The following is a 17,113-nucleotide window of genomic DNA, read 5'->3' as shown; positions in this document are numbered from 1 at the left end:
CTGCCAATTCTGGGCATAGAACAACCCGTCATAATCTCTGAGACGTCACACTAGATCGATACGTCGCGGCGGAAATGCTCAAAGCCCTTGCGGCACCAGAATGGTGGGCTTCTTCGGCAGTGTCCGCATCGAAACCCTGATCACCGGTTCTCTCGCATAGGCGATATCGAACCGCCCGTCGAACATGGCAAGGAAGTTGTCGAGCGGCGGCCCAAAGCGGTGCATGGGCAGGATGAGCGAGGAACGCAGGCGCTGGACGACGCGGCTCATGCTGTCCGCTCCCATCGTGAGCCCGCCATCGACCGGCACCATCAGGATGTCGAGCCGGCCGATCTCCGTATATTGCTCCTCGGTGAGCTCGAAATGCAGGTGGCCGAGATGGCCGATGCACAGCCCCGCGACCTCGAAAATGAAGATGGAGTTGCCGTTTTCCTCGACGCTTCCACCCCAGGAGCGGATGTCGGAAACGACGTTGCGGATATAGACATCCCCCACCATCAGGCGATGCTCGGCCTTTTCGCTGGGAACGTCACTCCAGCCGTGCAGGACATGCTTGATGCCGGTATCCGGGCTGAGCGTATAGTGGGTGGAATGCGCCTTGTTCATCGTCACCACATCCGGCAGACGCGGCGGCGGATAGACGCCGCTGTAGTCGGTTGCGATCCCGACACCCTCCGGCGTCTCGATGAAATAGGTGGAGTGGCCGACGAAGGTGATCTTCACCTCCTCCTTTTCGGCGAGCGCGAGATTTTTCCCCGCCTGGACGAACTGCAGGTCGGAAGGTCTGAAACTCGCGAACATCACGCCGGGCAATTTGCTGGCGATCGCCTGGCACTGGCTGACCGGAAGGCCGGCATCCTGCGCGAACACGGCGAAGGCCGAAAGAAGAAGGCTGGAAAGACCGAATGCGAGAGCCCGTAGCATCGTGCCACTCCCAAGAACTGCAGTTCATGCTCATTCCCGGCGAAAACATGCGGCAATGCGAAAGACCGGTCCAGCGGAATTGGCTCGCCGACCCTCACAATTCTGTCATTGGTGAAGATCATGGAATTGACTATTGAAAAGCTTTCGCACCGACCGAGATAACCTCGCCGGCGCATGAGGCAGGAATGCTGGAGGGAGATTTCATGAAGCACGACATTGAGATCAAGACGGCCGACGGCACCGCCAGGGCTGCCGTCATCAAGCCGGAAAACCGCGCGGCGACGGTTGAGGGCGTCGTGATGTACATGGATGCCTTCGGCCCGCGTCAGGCACTCTACGACATGGGCCGGCGCATCGCCGATGCCGGCCATATCGTGCTCGTGCCCGATCTCTATTACCGTTCCGGGCCCTATGAACCTTTCAATGCCAAGACCGCCTTCAGCGACGAATCCACAAAGACAAAGCTCCGGAGCATGATGCAGGCGACTACGCAGGAACTGACCGCCCGCGATGGCGCCGCCTTTATTGACGCCCTGGAAGCGGCAGGCGCGACCGGCCCGATCGCCGTCGTCGGCTATTGCATGGGCGGCGCACGTGCGCTCACCGCCGCCGCCCGTTATCCCGACCGCGTCAAGGCGGCGGCGAGCTTCCACGGCGGCAATCTGGCGAGCGACGCCGATGACAGCCCGCACAGGCTTGCCGATAAGATAAAGGCGCGGGTTTATGTGGGCGTCGCCGGCGTCGACAACTCGTTTCCGCCCGAACAGTCGGCCAGGCTCGCGGAAGCCCTTCGCAGCGGCGGCGTCGACCATACTATCGAAAACTATGTCGGCATGGCCCATGGCTGGGCCGTTGCCGACCACAGCGTCTACAACGAGCAGGGTTCCGAGCGGCATTTCAAGCGCTTGCTGACACTGCTTGAGGAAGCGCTCTAACGCAAGATTGCACAAGGAGGGGACAATCCATGTACTACGCCATCCTGGCCTATCACGCAGAAGGAGTGGTCGAATCCTGGACCGAAGAAGAGGATGCGGCACTGATGACCGATCTGCTCCGCATCAACGACCGGCTTGTCAGGGAGAAGCATCTGGGACCGGCCGCGCGGCTGGGTCCCACGCGAAGCGCCGTGACGCTCCGCGGTAAGGATGCCGGCATCGTCACCGACGGCCCCTTTGCCGAAACCAAGGAAGAGTTGCTCGGTTTCTACGTGGTGGATTTTCCGACGCTTGACGATGCCGTTGCAGCAGCCCGCGACCTGCGCCGCGCCAATCCGACCGCCGTCTATGAAATCCGGCCCGTTTCACTCTATCTGCCGGGCGCGCCGCTGGAGACCCGGGACGAGGGGTAAGGGTGCTTTGCGAAGTCGCGAAAGGAAAAGGGGCGGCCCGGACCGCCCCAGACCGAAATGTGGAATTCAAGCGGATGTCGATTCCGAGTCCGCTTGCGGCGCGGCTGTTTCAGGTGGGTCATCCTTCCGGAACTATCTTCAGACCGCCACGAATCCGCCATCGACAAATAGCTCTTCGCCACCAACGAAGCTGCTTTCGTTCGATGCGAGATACAGCACCGCCTTGGCGATCTCTTCGGTCTGGCCGAGCCTCCCGAACGGAATAGTTTGCTGCATCCATTCCTCGGCGCCGGCATTGTTCTGCAGATAGGTCTGCATTGCCGGTGTCAGGACCATGCCGGGTGAAACGACGTTCACACGAATGCCCCGGCTTTTCAGATCGGTCGTCCAAGTTCGCGCAAACGAACGGATCGCTGCCTTTGTGGCGCTATAGATGGAGAGGTTGGCGAAGCCCTTGCTACCCGCCCCCGATCCAGTCAGCACAACAGCGCCGCCGGCAGACATCAGCGGTAGAGCCTTTTGCACGGTGAAGACCATGCCCTTCACATTGATGCCAAAGACGCGGTCGAAATGATCTTCTTCAATGCCGCCGATGGGGGCTGACTCGGACACGCCGGCATTTGCGAAGACCACGTCCACGCGGCCGTGATCGCGCTTTATCTGCGCGTATAGCCTGTCGAGGTCTGCAAGATCGCTGACATCGCCTTGAACACCGATGGCACCGTTGCCGATTTCCTCGAGCGCCTCGTCCAGGCGTTCTTGCCGGCGTCCCGTGACATACACATGGGCGCCTTCTGCTGCGAACGACTTGGCTGTTGTCAAGCCGATGCCGTCCGTTCCGCCCGTGATCACCACGACCTTGTCCTCAAATCGCTTCGTCATATCATTCGCTCGCTTTCACAATAAGTGGAGGATTGCTCCAGTTACTATATGGAGATATCCTCCACTTACAAGTCATGGTGAGGCAGATTTTTTGACTGACGAAACCCCATTGCGAGCCGATGCGCAGCTGAACAGGGAGCGAATCCTTGCCGCAGCCGAGGAAGTCTTTCTGGAGAGAGGCACGGGCGTTTCATTGGACGACGTCGCAAAGCGCGCCGGGGTCGGGATCGGGACGCTTTATCGCCGCTTCCCAACGCGGGAAGACCTCTTAGCCGCGACGTATAGCGCCCGCTTCTTGGCTCTCGCTGAGGCGAGCCGTGCCAGAGCAGTTGATCTTGACCCCTCAAGCGCCTTGCGCGCCTACCTTGAAGAACTCGTCCAATATACGAATGTTTATCGAGGTTTTGCGGCGTCTCTCGGGACGGTTCTACAGATTGGAACGCCCGGATGTCTCGCTACCAGTGAGGAAGGTGCCCGACTTTTGCATACTGCACAGGAGGCGGGAGCTATTCGACCTGATATCAGCTTCAACGACATAGTATGCGTCGCGACCGCAATCTCGCTCGCTACTGAGAAAGACACCTCACCGCAAGCGCACATCGCTCATTTGGTGGGCGTGTTCATGAATGGAATCGTTTTGCGCTGAGGCCACCAGGTTAGGATCGCAGCCCGCTAGTTCCAAAAAGATGGAACTGTTTCGGCCAGCCGCGGGCCGATCCGCAGGGGCGCGATCTTCTCCGCAAGGCCGGTGGCATCGGAAATCTCGATGCCGAGGCCGCAGAGCGTGGCCGGGCCCGTCGCCGCCTCGAAACGCCCCTTCGGCATTTTCGAGATGAAGCGGTTGAGCGGCTCTTCCTTGTCCATGCCGAGCGACGAATCGTAGTCGCCGCACATTCCGGCATCCGACATGTAGCCCGTGCCGCCATTGAGGATCTGGCAATCAGCCGTCGGCACGTGCGTATGCGTGCCGACCACGAGGCTGGCGCGGCCATCCACGAAATGCCCGAAGCACTGCTTCTCGCTCGTCGCCTCCGCGTGGAAGTCGAAAACGATCGCGTCCGCCTGCTCCTTCAGCGGACAGGCCGCGAGGATCGTCTCGGCGCTCTTGAACGGATCGTCGAGTTCCGGATGCATGAAGACCCGGCCCATGATATTGGCGACCAGGATGCGGGCGCCGTTTCGGGCATAGTAGAGCCCGGCGCCCCTGCCCGGCGTCCCGGCGGGATAGTTGGCAGGCCTGAGGAACTGGTCGTGGCGGGCGGCGAAGGCGATCGCGTCCTTCTGGTCCCATACATGATTGCCGGTCGTCACCACGTCGGCACCGGCATTGATCGTTTCCAGAAAAATCTCTTCCGTGATGCCGAAACCGCCGGCGGCATTTTCGCCGTTGACGATGACGAAATCGAGCTTCAGGTCGGAGACGAGGCCGGGCAGCTTTTCCCACACCGCCGTGCGGCCGGTCTTGCCCACCATGTCACCCAGAAACAAAAGGCGCATTCTTATCCAATCTATGCCTGGCCCGAATGTTCGAAGGGCCGGTAGCCGCTTTCCGTCAGGACCGCGTCCAGTCTGATATCGTGAGGTTCAAACGGCACTGATGCCACTTCCTGGCAGTCGAATGCAATCCCGATCAGCTTCGGCTTCAGGCCTTTTTGCTGCAGACGGTGAATCGCCCGGTCATAGTAGCCGCCGCCGTAGCCGATCCGGTGCCCCTGCCGGTCGAAGGCCGAAAGCGGCACCAGCATGACGTCGGGATCGAGTTCCGCCGCCTCCGGACCCGGGCCGAAGGTGCCGAACGTGCCGGGCACCAGGTCGGCTCCGCGGACCAGTTCGCGGAAGACGATCGTCTTCTTGTCGAGGATGACGGGAACGCAAAGCCGCGCGCTGCGGTCTCTCAAGGATGCCATCAGCGGCCTTAAGTCGACCTCCGAGCGGATCGGCAGAAAACCGGAGACGATCGCGCCTGCTTCAAAGTCGATCGCGCCCGCCCCATGCGAAGCAATCGCCAGGCTCTTTTCGATCCGCTCGACCGGCAAGATGGCGTCACGTGCGGCGAGCCGCTCGCCACGCAGCTCCGCTTTCGTCTTCCCATCCGCCATCACGCTCTTTCCGCGGCCCTGGTGACGAGCAGTTTGTCGATGCGCCGGCCGTCGAGGTCCACCACTTCGAAGGTCCAGCCGTTCTTGGTGAAGCTCTCGCCGAGTTCCGGCAGGTGCTTCATCTCGTCGAGCACAAAGCCGGCGACGGTCTCGTAGCCGGGGTCTTCCCCGATCGGAACGCCCATCTGTTCGGCGAACTCGTCGACAGGCATCCAGCCGGCGACAAGGAAAGAGCCGTCGTCGCGCGGCACGATCGCGGGCTCCTCCTCTTCGTCCTCCTGGAAGACGCCGGTGATGGCCTCCAGGACGTCGCCGGAAGTGATGATGCCTTCGAAATGACCGTATTCGTCATAGACCAGCGCCATATGGGCCGGCGCGCGGCGGAGCGCCTGGATGACGTCGAGCGCGCCCGTGAGGTCTGAAACGACCGGCGCCTCGCGCATCAGCCCCGCTACGTCGAATTGCTTCTCGCCGGCGATGAAGCCGTAGGCATCCTTGACGAACAGCACACCAAGGATCTCGTCGGAACTGCCCTTGCGCACCGGCAGGCGCGAGCGCTGCGTGGCGCGAAGCTGGGCGCGAAGCTCTTCCGGGTCATCCTCGGTATCGATGACCTCGACATCCCGGCGCGGCGTCATCAGGCCGCGCGCCGTGCGGTCGGCGAGCCGCATGACGCCGGAAATCATTGCCGATTCCTCCGTCTCTATCACCCCCGCGCTCTGGGCTTCGGCGAGCACGGTGCGGATTTCCTCGTCCGTCACCCTGTCCCCGGATTCGCCCCTCTGGCCGAGCAGGCTAAGCACCATACGGCCGGAAACATCCAGAAACCAGACGATCGGCGCGCCGATCGTTGCAAGCAGCTTCATGGCCGGCGCAACCCGCGCAGCGACCGTCTCCGGCGCACGCAATGCGATCCGCTTCGGCACCAGTTCGCCGATGATCAGCGAGAGATAGGTGATGGCGACCACCACCGAGCCGACGCCGAGCGCATCCGCGGCATTGTCCGACAGGCCTTGCGCCTGAAGCCATCCGCTGAAACGCGCGCCGAGCGTGGCGCCGGAGAAGGCGCCGGAAAGCACGCCCACGAGCGTGATGCCGATCTGCACGGTGGAGAGGAAGCGGCCGGGGTCTTCCGCAAGCCGCATGGCCGTCGCCGCGCCCTTGTTGCCCTGTTCGGACATGACCTTCAAACGAACGGGGCGGGAGGACACGACGGCAAGTTCCGACATTGCCAGGACACCATTCAAAACGGTGAGCGCAATGACGATGATGATTTCGGTTAACAAGAGGAGCTCTTTGGCTAGGACAATATTCCGCACGCGAAACAGAAGCATCGCTCCGAAGAACGGCCCGCCTTGATGCGATTGCGCCGAAGGCGCCTCGCCGGCAAAGTTTCGCGCACAGCTCAGAAAACCGGAGACCGGTTCTCGGAGCTATGCACCTTCACTCGCAGATGGAAATCATAGGGTCGCATCCCGCCCATTGCAATGGCTGGAACAAAATCATGCGAAGTGGCTGAAGCTTTCAGTGCAGGCTGATCGTCAGTTCGGCGCGGGTTCCGGAGATATTCGGCACATAGTGGATGGCCGAACCGAGCGTTGCAGCCATGGATTTGACGATGCGGCTGCCGAGCCCCGTGCCTTTCGGCTGATCGTCTTCGCGCCAACCGATGCCGTCGTCCTCGACGGCAAGAAGCACGCTGTCCTCGCCCTGACGCTTCAGGAGGATTCTCACCTCGCCTTCCGTGCCGGCCGGATAGGCATATTTCAACGCGTTGGTAAGCAGTTCCGTGACGATCATGCCGATGGAAACGGCGCGATCGGACGAGAGCGATACCGGTTCGGCATCCAGCCGGATCGAAGGCCCCTGCCGATTATTGACCGAGCCCTGGACCTCGCGCACCAGCGTGCCGAGATACTTGTCCATCGACACGTGGCGGACGTCGTCGGAGGTGTAGAGACTGCGGTGCATGCCGGCGATGGCGGTAATGCGCGCCTGCGTTTCGGAAAGTGCCGCCTTGACCTCCTCGCTGCCGCTGCTGGAGGCCTGCAGGCGGATGAGTGCGGCGACCAGCGCCAGGCTATTGGCGACCCGATGGTTGACTTCCGCAAGCAGTATCTCGGCGCGCTCCTTGCCGCGGCGAATCTCCTGTTCGGCCTTCTCCTTGGCGCGGCGCAGTTCGGCATTGAAAATGCCCTGATCCATTGCGCTTTCCATCAGCGGCCAGAACTCCTCGCCGACCGTTTTGATGACATAGTCCGAGGCGCCGCTCTTCAAGGCGTCGATGGCGATCGTCGCGTCGCTGGAGCCCGTAACGTAGATCACGGGAATATCCGAACCACGCTCCTTCAGCCGGTGGAGGATCGCAAGCCCGGTGCCGGACCTCAGGTAATGATCGAGCACGACCACGTCGAGGCCGCCCCGATCCACCGCGTCCATCGCGGAGGCCTCATCCAGCGCGTGAACGACCTGATAACCGGCGCGGCCAAGGTGGCGTTCGGCAAGTCTGGCAAGGGCAAGGTCGTCGTCGACGTAAAGAATGGTGCGCGGCATCGCTTCTCGTTATTGTCCGGGTATCTGCATCACGGCAAAAAACAGCCCGAGCTGTCTGATGGCGTGCGCGAAGTTTTCATAGTCGACGGGCTTGGTGATGTAGACGTTGGCGCCAAGGTCGTAGCAACGCTGGATTTCCCGCTCGTCATCGGTCGTAGTCAGGATGACGACCGGAAGGCGTTTGGTGTGAGGATTGGACTTCACCTTCTCCAGGATGTCGACGCCCGACATGTCCGGCAGATTGAGGTCGAGCAGGATGAGCAGGTACCGTTCACGGCTGATCGCTCCCGAGCGGTCCGTCCCGAGAATGTAATCCAGCGCCGAGTTGCCATTGGTGAACGGGACGATCTCGTTGTTGACGCCGGCGCGGCGGACGTTTTTCTCGATCAGCCGTGCATGGCCCTCGTCGTCCTCGACCATCACGATCGTGACTTCTCTTCCGGCAGCTTTCATGACCCGTAACTCCTGACATATTGGGACAGATTGGTCGGCAGGCGGATGATGAACGTTGCACCGCCGCCCAAGGTGGACGTCACCGTAATCTCGCCCCCTAAATTTCTCACTAATGAGCGCACGTGGGCGAGGCCTATTCCTTCACCCGGCTTGTCCTGGACCCCGGAGCGCCGGAAGAGCTCGAAAATCCGCCCGTGATCCTCCGGCGCGATTCCTCTGCCGTTGTCGGCGATCTCGATGCGAATGGAATTGCGCCCTGCCGGCATGGCCTTGACCGACAGCGTCAACGGGCGGTCCGGGTGCTTGTACTTGACCGCATTGTCGAAAAGATTGCCGAAGATTTGTTCCATCGAAAATCGGTCGGTAATAAGGCCGCGAGCTGCCGCCACCGAAATATTCACCTCTCCGCCCGCCTCGTTGACCTGATGATAGACGCTCGCCGCGGTCATCTCGAGGAGTTCCTGCAGATTGACGCTCTCCGGTTTCAACTCACGCCGTCCGTCGCGCGAAATCTTCAGGATCGCGTTGATGAGCCCGTCCATCTTCTTCGTCGAGGAGCGGATGAAGGCGATCGCCTCCGGCAGGTCCTCCTCGACCGCCTGCCGCGCTTCCCGCACATCGCCTTCCGTCAGCGCGGCCCCGTCGGCGAGAACATAGGTGCTGATCGATTTCAGGGTCTCATCGAGTTCGCTGGTAAAGCCCATGATGTTGACGAGCGGCGCCCGCAGATCGTGCGACACGATATAAGCATAGCGCTGGATCTCCCGGTTCGCCTGGATGAGATCTTCCGTCCGCTCGTTGACGCGCTCTTCGAGACTGCTGTTCAGCTCCTCCACTTCCGCCCGCGCGCGCTGCAGTTCGCGTATATGCTGAAAGACGACTGCAATCGCGCCGCCGAGCACGAGGATGATCAGAACGCCGCCGCCGACCGTGAACCACTGCAGCGACGACGCCGAATCATGAAGCTCGGCGACACCCGCATTGAGCCGTCCATCCGCGTCTCGGACCAACTGGCTGAGGATGGCGCTGATGCCGTCCATGGTCTGGCGGCCATAGGCTCCCTTGACGATCGCGACGGCGCCGGCGAAGTTGCCATTCCTGCCGAGATCGACCGTGCCACGCAGTTCCTCCAGCTTCTCATCGATCAGATGATCGAGTTCGTCCATCCGGACCTGCACGGAGTTTTGCGCTTCGACGGCTGCCTTGAACCGGGCTCGGGCCTGCGGCAGCCTCGTCGTGGCAACGGTATAAGGCGTCAGGAACTGTTCGTCCTGGGTAAGCAGATAACCCCGCTGGCCGGATTCGGCGGCACGCAGATTGAGCAGCATATCCGAGGCGGAACTGCGCACGTCGCGCAACTTCACCACGTCCTGAAAATAGGCCTGCGTCTTTCGCGACATGAAAAAGGAGGAAAGCACGATCGCGACCAGGATGACGCTGCCGAGAAGCAGCATCAGCAGGGAGGATCGGGCGAAGGTCGTGTTGAAAAGGCGCATTGAAAACAGGCCGCTGGTGGAAAGGGACGGCAAGAAGTTGGTGGCCTCGCCACCGTTTTCAAGCGTCGACCGGCACGAACGCCCGCGAAGATGATCTTTTGAGGAACTAAAGAGAAGAGTGCGATCCGAGACAACCGATGGAAGCTTTCGATCCTGGGCGCCTACTTACGTAGGTGGGCGCCGTATGTCCAGGCCCACGAGCCTGGTCAGGGACAGCTCCCTAAGGATCGGGTATGGCCCCGAGGATTCATTGTTCCTGTCGAGAAGCACAGACCGCGAAGTCAATATAAGGAGGAAACCGGCATTGCACCAGTGGCAGCGCGGCCATTTTTATCGCCGGCCGCCAGTGCCTGTTCGCTAGTTCATATTCGCCGGCGCACGCCCGTTGAGCTTAGCGGTCAAACCTTCGAGTCGGGAGGCGAGTTCGCCAAGCGCGGAGACAACGATCTGCTCGTTTTGCCGCTGGCTTTCGAGCGTACCGTCGCTGCTTGCCTTGAGCGCCCCAACCTCCGCTTCCAGCTTGCCCAGCTTGCGCGTCACCTCGGACAGTTCATCCATGATCATGATGCCGGCCATGACGGTGATCCTGAGATCGCCGATCTCGCCGAACTGGCTCTTCAAATGTCCGACATACTGGTCGAAGCGCTCGGCGAGCTCGGTCAGGTGTTCTTCCTGTCCTTCTTCGCAGGCCATGCGATAGGCTTTTCCGTCGATCGTCACCGTTACCTGGGCCATGAGATCCCCTCTTGATCCTGTTGCCGCGTCAGCGGTCGAGCACGGCGCGGATGGTCTCCATCGCCGTCACCAGGCGCCGCGAGACTTCCCGGTTCACCTCTTCCAGGCGGTTGGCGCGAAATTGCGATTCGTCGAGTTCCTGGGCAAGCCGCGCCCGGTCCGCGTGCACGCGGCGCACTTCGCCTTCTGCTTCCTGGCCTTCGCGCTGGCGCTCGATGCGCGCCTCGATGGCGCTTTCGAGACCGCCGATCGCAGCCTTCAGCTCCGAGATCGCCATGTCGATCGTCTTTTCCGCCGGCATGAGAAGCCTTCCTGTCGAAACGCGAAGAGGGCCGAATCGCATCGGCCCGCATTCTCCACAATCGCCACAGACTATTCACGGGCCGCAAGGCGGTCAATCAATCCAAACCCGCCGGACCTGTTCTAACTGTGGATCATGGCCTGTGTTTCGATATGCTCTTCGCACTGCATATAAATCAGGCAGCATGCGGGAAACTTCACCATCATTCCATCGTCGGGCCTGTGCTTTTATTGACTTGCGCGTTGCACCTGCTAAGGATCAGCCGCTCCCCGACGGTCCATGGTCCACCTCCTGGTGGCACCAGCAGGACCGCGACCGACACCCGGAAAAAGCGGATTAGCTATGACCTCTCGCGACAAACATAACCGGATGGCGAATGCGATCCGATTCCTTGCCATGGATGCTGTGGAAAAGGCCAATTCGGGCCATCCCGGCCTGCCGATGGGCGCTGCCGACATCGCGACCGTGCTCTTCACCCGCTACCTGAAATTCGATCCGAAGAACCCGCTCTGGCCGGACCGCGACCGTTTCGTGCTGTCCGCCGGTCACGGTTCGATGCTCCTCTATTCGCTCCTCTATCTCACGGGATATGAGGACATGACTATCGAGGACATCAAGCAGTTCCGCCAGCTCGGCTCCAAGACGGCCGGCCACCCCGAATACGGCCATGCCTCGGGCATCGAGACGACCACCGGCCCGCTCGGCCAGGGCATTGCCAACTCCGTCGGCATGGCGATCGCCGAGCGCAAGCTTGAGGAAGAATTCGGCTCCGACCTGCAGAGCCATTATACATACGCGCTCTGCGGCGACGGCTGCCTGATGGAAGGTATCAGCCAGGAAGCGATCGCACTTGCCGGGCATCTCAAGCTCAACAAGCTCGTCCTTATCTGGGACAACAACAACATCACCATCGACGGCCCCGTGAGCCTCGCCGATTCCACCGACCAGATCGCCCGCTTCAAGGCTGCGCATTGGAACACGATCGAGATCGATGGCCATGATCCCGACCAGATCGCCGCCGCCATCGAAGCCGCCCAGAAATCTGACCGTCCCACCTTCATCGCAGCCAAGACGATCATCGGCTTCGGCGCCCCGAACAAGCAGGGCACCCACAAGGTTCACGGCAATCCGCTCGGCGCCGAGGAAATCGCCGCCGCCCGCAAGGCGCTGGACTGGGAGGCGGAAGCCTTCGTGGTCCCCGCCGACGTGCTGGATGCCTGGCGCCTCGCCGGCCTGCGCTCCACCAAGACGCGCAAGGAATGGGAAGACCGCCTTGCCGCCGCGCCGGCAGAAAAGAAGTCCGAGTTCGTCCGCCGCTTCGCCGGCGACCTGCCGGGCAGTTTCGACAGCGCCATCGACGCCTTCAAGAAGAAGGTCGCCGAGAACAATCCGACGGTCGCCACCCGCAAGGCCTCCGAGGATGCGCTTGAAATCATCAACGGTCTTGTGCCGGAAACGCTCGGCGGTTCCGCCGACCTGACGCCATCGAACAACACCAAGACCAGCCAGATGAAGTCGATCACGCCGACCGACTTCTCCGGACGCTACATGCACTGGGGCATCCGCGAGCATGCGACGGCGGCGGCGATGAACGGGATCGCCCTGCATGGCGGCCTGATCCCCTATTCCGGTGGCTTCCTGATCTTCTCGGACTATTGCCGCCCTGCCGTCCGCCTCGCAGCCCTGATGGGTATCCGTGTCGTCCATGTCTGGACACATGACTCGATCGGCGTCGGCGAGGACGGCCCGACCCACCAGCCGGTGGAACATGTTGCGTCCTTGCGCGCCATCCCGAACCTCCTCCTCTTCCGTCCGGCCGACGAGACCGAGACGGCGGAATGCTGGCAGCTGGCGCTCAAGGAAAAGCATCGCCCCTCCGGCCTGGCGCTCACCCGCCAGAACCTGACGCCTGCCCGCAAGACCTACGAAGAGAAGAACCTCTGCGCCCACGGAGCCTACGAACTGGTTTCCGCAAGCGACGCCAGGGTGACGATCTTCGCGTCCGGCTCGGAAGTCGAGATCGCGCTGAAGGCGCAGGCTGTCCTCGACGGCAAGGGGATCGCGACGCGCGTCGTTTCGGTCCCCTGTGTCGAACTCTTCCTGGAGCAGCCGGAAGCCTACCAGCAGGCGATCGTCGGCAACTCGCCGGTCAAGATCGCCGTCGAGGCAGCAGTGCGCGAAGGCTGGGATCACTTCATCGGCCCGAAGGGCGTCTTCATCGGCATGAAGTCCTTCGGCGCCTCCGGTCCGGCCAAGGATCTCTACAAGCATTTCGGCATTACCGCGGAAGCGGTCGTCGCCGCTGCCGAGAAAGAGCTCGCGTGAGCCGGAACCATTCACCCAGAGACCTGTAAGAAGCGGGAGTATCAGAAATGACTGTCAAGGTTGCCATCAACGGGTTCGGCCGCATCGGCCGCAACGTTCTGCGCGCCATCGTGGAATCCGGCCGCACCGATATCGAAGTCGTCGCCATCAACGATCTCGGCCCGGTCGAGACCAATGCGCACCTGCTGCGTTACGATTCCATTCATGGCCGCTTTCCCGCTGAAGTGAAGGTCGAAGGCGACACGATCGCCATCAACGGCGGCAAGCCGATCAAGGTGACCGCGATCAAGGACCCGGCGACCCTGCCGCACCGGGAACTCGGCGTCGACATCGCCATGGAATGCACGGGCATCTTCACCGCCCGCGACAAGGCCGCCGCCCATCTGACGGCCGGCGCCAAGCGCGTTCTCGTCTCGGCCCCCGCCGACGGCGCCGACCTGACGGTCGTCTACGGCGTCAACCACGACAAGCTGACCAGCGAACACCTGGTCGTCTCCAATGCCTCCTGCACGACCAACTGCCTCGTGCCGGTCGTCAAGGTCCTGAACGACCTCGTGGGCGTCGATCATGGCTTCATGACCACGATCCACTCCTACACGAACGACCAGCCGTCGCTCGACCAGATGCACAAGGACCTTTACCGCGCCCGCGCCGCAGCACTCTCGATGATCCCGACCTCGACGGGTGCCGCCAAGGCCGTCGGCCTCGTGCTGCCGGAACTGAAGGGCAAGCTCGACGGCTCCTCGATCCGCGTTCCGACGCCGAACGTCTCCGTCGTCGACCTGAAGTTCGTCGCCAAGCGCAACACGACGAAGGAAGAAATCAACGAGGCCATCAAGGCCGCCGCCAACGGCCCGCTGAAGGGCGTTCTCGGCTACACCGAGGAGCCGCTGGTTTCGAGAGACTTCAACCACGACAGCCATTCCTCGATCTTCGCGATCGACCAGACCAAGGTCATGGAAGGCAATTTCGTACGCATCCTCACCTGGTACGACAACGAATGGGGCTTCTCCAACCGCATGGCGGACACGGCGATCGTGCTTGCCAAGCTGATCTGAGGATTGGCGAGGCTGCCTGAGGGTGGCATCGGCAGGATATGGACCTCCTCCCGCAAGGGAGGGGGTTTTTTGTGGGGATTTCGGAGAGGGCAATGCTGGGTTCGATAAAGGGCGTCGGGAACGAAGTCAGCAACCGTGAAGCGCCCATAACGTCACTGGGGCTGATTCCGGAATGTCCGGTTCGGGAAGTGCATGTAGTGAAGCTGCCGTTGTCACCGGTTGAGCGCTGCCGAGCGCGCGAAGGTCGCGTGTCTTCCGATCGCTAGAGCACACCAATACAGCGGAGGAGGGCTTGCAGTTCGGTCTCGACACCCGCCGCCCGCAGGACGGCAGGCCGATCAATACGGCGCGCCAAATTGGCACGCGTCATGGGTTTTTTGTATTCTGGCCATTCCTTTTCGAGCGCCTTAATCGCCCCCGCCGTATCGGGCGGGCGGTGGCCTGCCTTGCCCTCCAGATGGCGCAGCAGCACCGCCTCAAAACAGGGCCGTTGCCAGATGATCGTGATTCCGTTGTTGACCGCGAGCTTGCGCGTTCGCTCGGCCCGCTGCGGATCACGCTCGGCCTGGTCAAAGTCCAAAAGCGCAAAGCGTTCCACGGGCGCACTGAGCTTCCTCTGGAGCAGCTTCAGGCGCAGCACCGCCATTTCGATACGCGACAGCGGATCGCCGGTCCCCGGCCCCAGTTCGTCAACGTGCAGGTGCACTGGTAAATTGGCATCGCGGATCAGATCTTGCAGAAGACCGGCATAACCAACTTCTGACTGGCCCTCGCAGCCGATATATACCGGGCGGCGAAGCGTGATATATGGCGGGCGACGACGTCTCATCCGAGATGTGGAACCCCGCCGTATGCACCGCTCAAATATTTGCGGTAGTGGTTCTCGTCGCGGCGCACCTTCACGTCCATGAGGCTGTAAAGATGGCTACGGCCCTGCCGATCCTTCTCGCAGATCACGATTTCCTCCTTGTTGAGGTTATCGAGCAGCGAGGCGGAATGGCAGGAAAGCCAGAGCTGGGCGTCGAACTTGTTGCGCCCCGAAGCCGCATAGAACCAGCGCACCAGTTCGGGTAGTATGTTCGGGTGAATGGCTGCGTCCATTTCGTCGATCGCGACGATACCACCCATGTCGAGCGCGCTCATGATGAACGGGAACATCTTGATAAAAGCCCGCGTGCCGTGGCTTTCCATTAGCCAAGGCATTTCGACCGCAAGCCCCGCGTGCTTGAACAGCAGCAGCGGCCCGTTGTCCGTATGCTGAAAGCGCATCCCTTCCACGCCCACGTCGATCCGGCTTAGCTCATCCTTCAGTCGCGAGACGACGTTGGGCTGGTTCTTCAGATAGTCGATCACGTCGCGATCGACGAGGGAGTGTGCAGGCTCAATTTGGAAGAAGGCCTTCCGCGCCGTATCCACGAGAAGCCGCGCGGTCGGGTGCTGGAATTTCGCGAACGACGACAGCACCGTATGATTGCCGGCGAGCGTCTTCACGAGGTGTTGGAAGCCCGAGAGGCTGAAGGTCTTAGAGTCCTTCACCTTGCCCTCGGCATCGCGCTCATAGATGCGCTGCCATTTCCCTTGGCCGTTCGGCTTCTGGCGCAGCGCCTCGGACGCGATCCGCACTGCGAGCCCTTCTTTGAGTTCGATTTCCAGTTCGTAGCGGTAAGTGCCTTGCTCAACCTTTTCGCCGTTCATGGCGCGCTGAAAGACTTCCGGCGTCAGGTTCATGATGCCGCCCAGCTCGATCGCGAACCGGATCGGCCGATTGGCGGATTCCACATCGTTGAAACGCTCGATGCCAGCGAAGCCTGGCACCGTCCGCGCTACGCTGTCGCGGATCATCGTCACGACGAATTCGAGCGCGCGCAGCACCGTCGTTTTGCCGGAGGCGTTCGCGCCATAGAGCGCAACAACCTTCGGCGCGCGCACGTTCGCGCCCTCGAAGATGCAGGCATAGCGGCCTTCAGGATCCGGCACCTTCCCATCCACCGTCAGGTCGAGCACCTGCGGATCACGGATGGAGAAGAAGTTTTCGATCTCCAGCTTGTAGAGCATAGGATACCTCGTTTAGGATTAAAATAGCATCTTTAACGAGATTTCGTCAATAATCCGATCACACATGATATTATGCCAAGGGATTTTGGCATTCTGCCGCGCAACGCGATGGATATAAGCTTTGAGAATCGGAAGCTGGTTCTCGAAATGACCCAAAAGCGGGCGCAGTGTTGCCTTCTCTCCACAACAAATTAAGAATCCGCTTCCGGCCCGAAACAGGTCATCGGTGACCTTCGCTTCTAGGAGGCAAAGCAAAGGCCCACCGAACGACCCATTGCTTTTTTTCTCCCTCCCATTCCCCCGCCCCTCCAATCCATGCCTACAATCACCCCGCTTCCGTCGCCGGAGTGTTTCGCGAGCGTTCGCGGGCAGGCGGGAGCCGGCGCTTCCATCGGAACCGTAACGTGCGGGGACGGCGGAAGAGGTGAAAGCCATGGAGCGCATGTCGAAGGGCAGGCGCTCCTATCAAGCCTCCCCCTGGCCGCCGGGTCAGGTTCGGTTGAGCCGTGCAAGTGGTGAGCCTGTCCCGAAAAGACGGGCGTGAACGAGACCACGCAGCGAGGCGAGATGATCACCTGTAGGGGCTGGAAGCCCCGAGAGAACGCCGAAGGCCACGCGAATGCGGAGCCACTTTATACAAACTCAATGAGGTTCCGCATTCGTGTGGGCTCTCCGATAATCCAGCATCCCCAAAAATGGGAACCGGTTTTGGGACAAGACGCTGGGCAGAAAAGTGAAAAGGCTTCGGCACCAAGGGATGAGTCCATCTTTTTTCCGCCTCGCCCTTCTCTTGCCGGATTTGTTCCTCCCTAATCAACGCGTCGTATCGATTCGCCTGGCCTCCGGCCGGGATCTGCCTCATTCTTGCAAGGCCGCATGGCGGT

The 17,113-nt window shown here is 61.2% G+C and carries 17 protein-coding genes and 1 other RNA gene; 5 read left to right on the top strand and 13 right to left on the bottom strand.

From position 1 onward, the window contains the following. Window positions 1-78 precede the first annotated feature (78 nt). Complete coding sequence (locus JL39_RS22485; protein ID WP_037156112.1) at window positions 79-924, bottom strand: MBL fold metallo-hydrolase; 846 nt, start codon at window positions 922-924, stop codon at window positions 79-81. A 203-nt stretch (window positions 925-1,127) separates the two neighbouring features. On the opposite strand from JL39_RS22485, the gene JL39_RS22480 reads away from it, so the two are divergent. Continuing rightward, window positions 1,128-1,859 carry a dienelactone hydrolase family protein gene (locus JL39_RS22480; RefSeq protein ID WP_037156161.1) on the top strand — a complete coding sequence of 244 codons (732 nt, stop codon included), beginning with the start codon at window positions 1,128-1,130 and terminating at the stop codon, window positions 1,857-1,859. 29 nt (window positions 1,860-1,888) lie between these two features. Beyond that, complete coding sequence (locus tag JL39_RS22475; RefSeq protein WP_037156110.1) at window positions 1,889-2,272, top strand: YciI family protein; 384 nt, start codon at window positions 1,889-1,891, stop codon at window positions 2,270-2,272. 138 nt (window positions 2,273-2,410) lie between these two features. Here the strand turns inward: JL39_RS22475 and JL39_RS22470 are convergent, their stop codons facing one another. Then, window positions 2,411-3,154 (bottom strand): glucose 1-dehydrogenase, encoded by a 744-nt coding sequence (locus JL39_RS22470; protein WP_037156108.1) that lies wholly within the window; start codon window positions 3,152-3,154, stop codon window positions 2,411-2,413. A 91-nt stretch (window positions 3,155-3,245) separates the two neighbouring features. On the opposite strand from JL39_RS22470, the gene JL39_RS22465 reads away from it, so the two are divergent. Further along, complete coding sequence (locus tag JL39_RS22465) at window positions 3,246-3,800, top strand: TetR/AcrR family transcriptional regulator (protein WP_037156106.1); 555 nt, start codon at window positions 3,246-3,248, stop codon at window positions 3,798-3,800. A 26-nt stretch (window positions 3,801-3,826) separates the two neighbouring features. Here JL39_RS22465 and JL39_RS22460 read toward each other — a convergent pair whose 3' ends face one another. The 9 genes from JL39_RS22460 to JL39_RS22425 form a co-directional block, all read right to left on the bottom strand. Further along, window positions 3,827-4,651, bottom strand: a complete 825-nt coding sequence (locus JL39_RS22460) for a YmdB family metallophosphoesterase (RefSeq protein ID WP_037156095.1) — start codon at window positions 4,649-4,651, stop codon at window positions 3,827-3,829. A gap of 11 nt (window positions 4,652-4,662) precedes the next feature. After that, window positions 4,663-5,253, bottom strand: coding sequence for a 5-formyltetrahydrofolate cyclo-ligase (locus JL39_RS22455; RefSeq protein WP_037156093.1), 591 nt, complete (start codon window positions 5,251-5,253; stop codon window positions 4,663-4,665). After that, a complete protein-coding gene (locus tag JL39_RS22450; protein ID WP_037156160.1) occupies window positions 5,253-6,524 on the bottom strand; it encodes a hemolysin family protein in 1,272 nt (423 codons plus the stop codon). The genes JL39_RS22455 and JL39_RS22450 overlap by 1 nt, the downstream gene beginning before the upstream one ends. Window positions 6,525-6,777: 253 nt before the next feature. Next, window positions 6,778-7,806 (bottom strand): histidine kinase dimerization/phosphoacceptor domain -containing protein, encoded by a 1,029-nt coding sequence (locus JL39_RS22445; RefSeq protein ID WP_037156091.1) that lies wholly within the window; start codon window positions 7,804-7,806, stop codon window positions 6,778-6,780. 9 nt (window positions 7,807-7,815) lie between these two features. Continuing rightward, entirely contained in the window at window positions 7,816-8,259 is a 444-nt protein-coding gene (locus JL39_RS22440) for a response regulator (RefSeq protein ID WP_037156089.1), read from the bottom strand. Beyond that, window positions 8,256-9,755: a CHASE3 domain-containing protein gene (locus JL39_RS22435; RefSeq protein WP_081952949.1), complete on the bottom strand. Its 1,500-nt coding sequence runs from the start codon at window positions 9,753-9,755 to the stop codon at window positions 8,256-8,258. Before JL39_RS22435 ends, JL39_RS22440 begins: the two co-directional genes overlap by 4 nt. A 118-nt stretch (window positions 9,756-9,873) precedes the next feature. Then, a non-coding RNA gene (ssrS, locus tag JL39_RS31215) (6S RNA) lies at window positions 9,874-10,033 on the bottom strand. Between the two features lie 79 nt (window positions 10,034-10,112). Beyond that, entirely contained in the window at window positions 10,113-10,490 is a 378-nt protein-coding gene (locus JL39_RS22430) for a cell division protein ZapA (RefSeq protein WP_037156087.1), read from the bottom strand. Window positions 10,491-10,518: 28 nt separating this feature from the next. After that, complete coding sequence (locus JL39_RS22425) at window positions 10,519-10,791, bottom strand: DUF4164 domain-containing protein (RefSeq protein WP_037156158.1); 273 nt, start codon at window positions 10,789-10,791, stop codon at window positions 10,519-10,521. A gap of 342 nt (window positions 10,792-11,133) precedes the next feature. On the opposite strand from JL39_RS22425, the gene tkt reads away from it, so the two are divergent. Both tkt and gap read left to right on the top strand, forming a co-directional pair. Next, window positions 11,134-13,116 carry a transketolase gene (gene tkt / locus JL39_RS22420; RefSeq protein WP_037156085.1) on the top strand — a complete coding sequence of 661 codons (1,983 nt, stop codon included), beginning with the start codon at window positions 11,134-11,136 and terminating at the stop codon, window positions 13,114-13,116. A gap of 47 nt (window positions 13,117-13,163) precedes the next feature. Then, window positions 13,164-14,174 (top strand): type I glyceraldehyde-3-phosphate dehydrogenase, encoded by a 1,011-nt coding sequence (gene gap / locus JL39_RS22415; RefSeq protein ID WP_037156083.1) that lies wholly within the window; start codon window positions 13,164-13,166, stop codon window positions 14,172-14,174. Between the two features lie 262 nt (window positions 14,175-14,436). Here gap and JL39_RS22410 read toward each other — a convergent pair whose 3' ends face one another. Together JL39_RS22410 and JL39_RS22405 are read right to left on the bottom strand one after the other, a co-directional pair. After that, complete coding sequence (locus JL39_RS22410; protein ID WP_037156081.1) at window positions 14,437-15,003, bottom strand: hypothetical protein; 567 nt, start codon at window positions 15,001-15,003, stop codon at window positions 14,437-14,439. Next, window positions 15,000-16,229 carry an AAA family ATPase gene (locus tag JL39_RS22405; RefSeq protein WP_037156079.1) on the bottom strand — a complete coding sequence of 410 codons (1,230 nt, stop codon included), beginning with the start codon at window positions 16,227-16,229 and terminating at the stop codon, window positions 15,000-15,002. The genes JL39_RS22410 and JL39_RS22405 overlap by 4 nt, the downstream gene beginning before the upstream one ends. Window positions 16,230-17,113: the final 884 nt, after the last annotated feature.

The organism is Rhizobium sp. YS-1r, assembly GCF_000757525.1.
In the GTDB taxonomy this organism is placed as follows: domain Bacteria; phylum Pseudomonadota; class Alphaproteobacteria; order Rhizobiales; family Rhizobiaceae; genus Neorhizobium; species Neorhizobium petrolearium.
This window is presented reverse-complemented; position numbering and strand designations above follow the sequence as displayed.

What these genes read in the sequence shown, in the direction of transcription:
- JL39_RS22430 (WP_037156087.1), bottom strand. Translation starts at nt 10,490, where the DNA reads ATGGCCCAGGTAACGGTGACGATCGACGGAAAAGCCTATCGCATGGCC.
- JL39_RS22440 (WP_037156089.1), bottom strand. Translation starts at nt 8,259, where the DNA reads ATGAAAGCTGCCGGAAGAGAAGTCACGATCGTGATGGTCGAGGACGAC.
- JL39_RS22455 (WP_037156093.1), bottom strand. Translation starts at nt 5,253, where the DNA reads ATGGCGGATGGGAAGACGAAAGCGGAGCTGCGTGGCGAGCGGCTCGCC.
- JL39_RS22425 (WP_037156158.1), bottom strand. Translation starts at nt 10,791, where the DNA reads ATGCCGGCGGAAAAGACGATCGACATGGCGATCTCGGAGCTGAAGGCT.
- JL39_RS22475 (WP_037156110.1), top strand. Translation starts at nt 1,889, where the DNA reads ATGTACTACGCCATCCTGGCCTATCACGCAGAAGGAGTGGTCGAATCC.
- gap (WP_037156083.1), top strand. Translation starts at nt 13,164, where the DNA reads ATGACTGTCAAGGTTGCCATCAACGGGTTCGGCCGCATCGGCCGCAAC.
- tkt (WP_037156085.1), top strand. Translation starts at nt 11,134, where the DNA reads ATGACCTCTCGCGACAAACATAACCGGATGGCGAATGCGATCCGATTC.
- JL39_RS22480 (WP_037156161.1), top strand. Translation starts at nt 1,128, where the DNA reads ATGAAGCACGACATTGAGATCAAGACGGCCGACGGCACCGCCAGGGCT.
- JL39_RS22410 (WP_037156081.1), bottom strand. Translation starts at nt 15,003, where the DNA reads ATGAGACGTCGTCGCCCGCCATATATCACGCTTCGCCGCCCGGTATAT.
- JL39_RS22445 (WP_037156091.1), bottom strand. Translation starts at nt 7,806, where the DNA reads ATGCCGCGCACCATTCTTTACGTCGACGACGACCTTGCCCTTGCCAGA.
- JL39_RS22460 (WP_037156095.1), bottom strand. Translation starts at nt 4,651, where the DNA reads ATGCGCCTTTTGTTTCTGGGTGACATGGTGGGCAAGACCGGCCGCACG.
- JL39_RS22435 (WP_081952949.1), bottom strand. Translation starts at nt 9,755, where the DNA reads ATGCGCCTTTTCAACACGACCTTCGCCCGATCCTCCCTGCTGATGCTG.
- JL39_RS22470 (WP_037156108.1), bottom strand. Translation starts at nt 3,154, where the DNA reads ATGACGAAGCGATTTGAGGACAAGGTCGTGGTGATCACGGGCGGAACG.
- JL39_RS22405 (WP_037156079.1), bottom strand. Translation starts at nt 16,229, where the DNA reads ATGCTCTACAAGCTGGAGATCGAAAACTTCTTCTCCATCCGTGATCCG.
- JL39_RS22485 (WP_037156112.1), bottom strand. Translation starts at nt 924, where the DNA reads ATGCTACGGGCTCTCGCATTCGGTCTTTCCAGCCTTCTTCTTTCGGCC.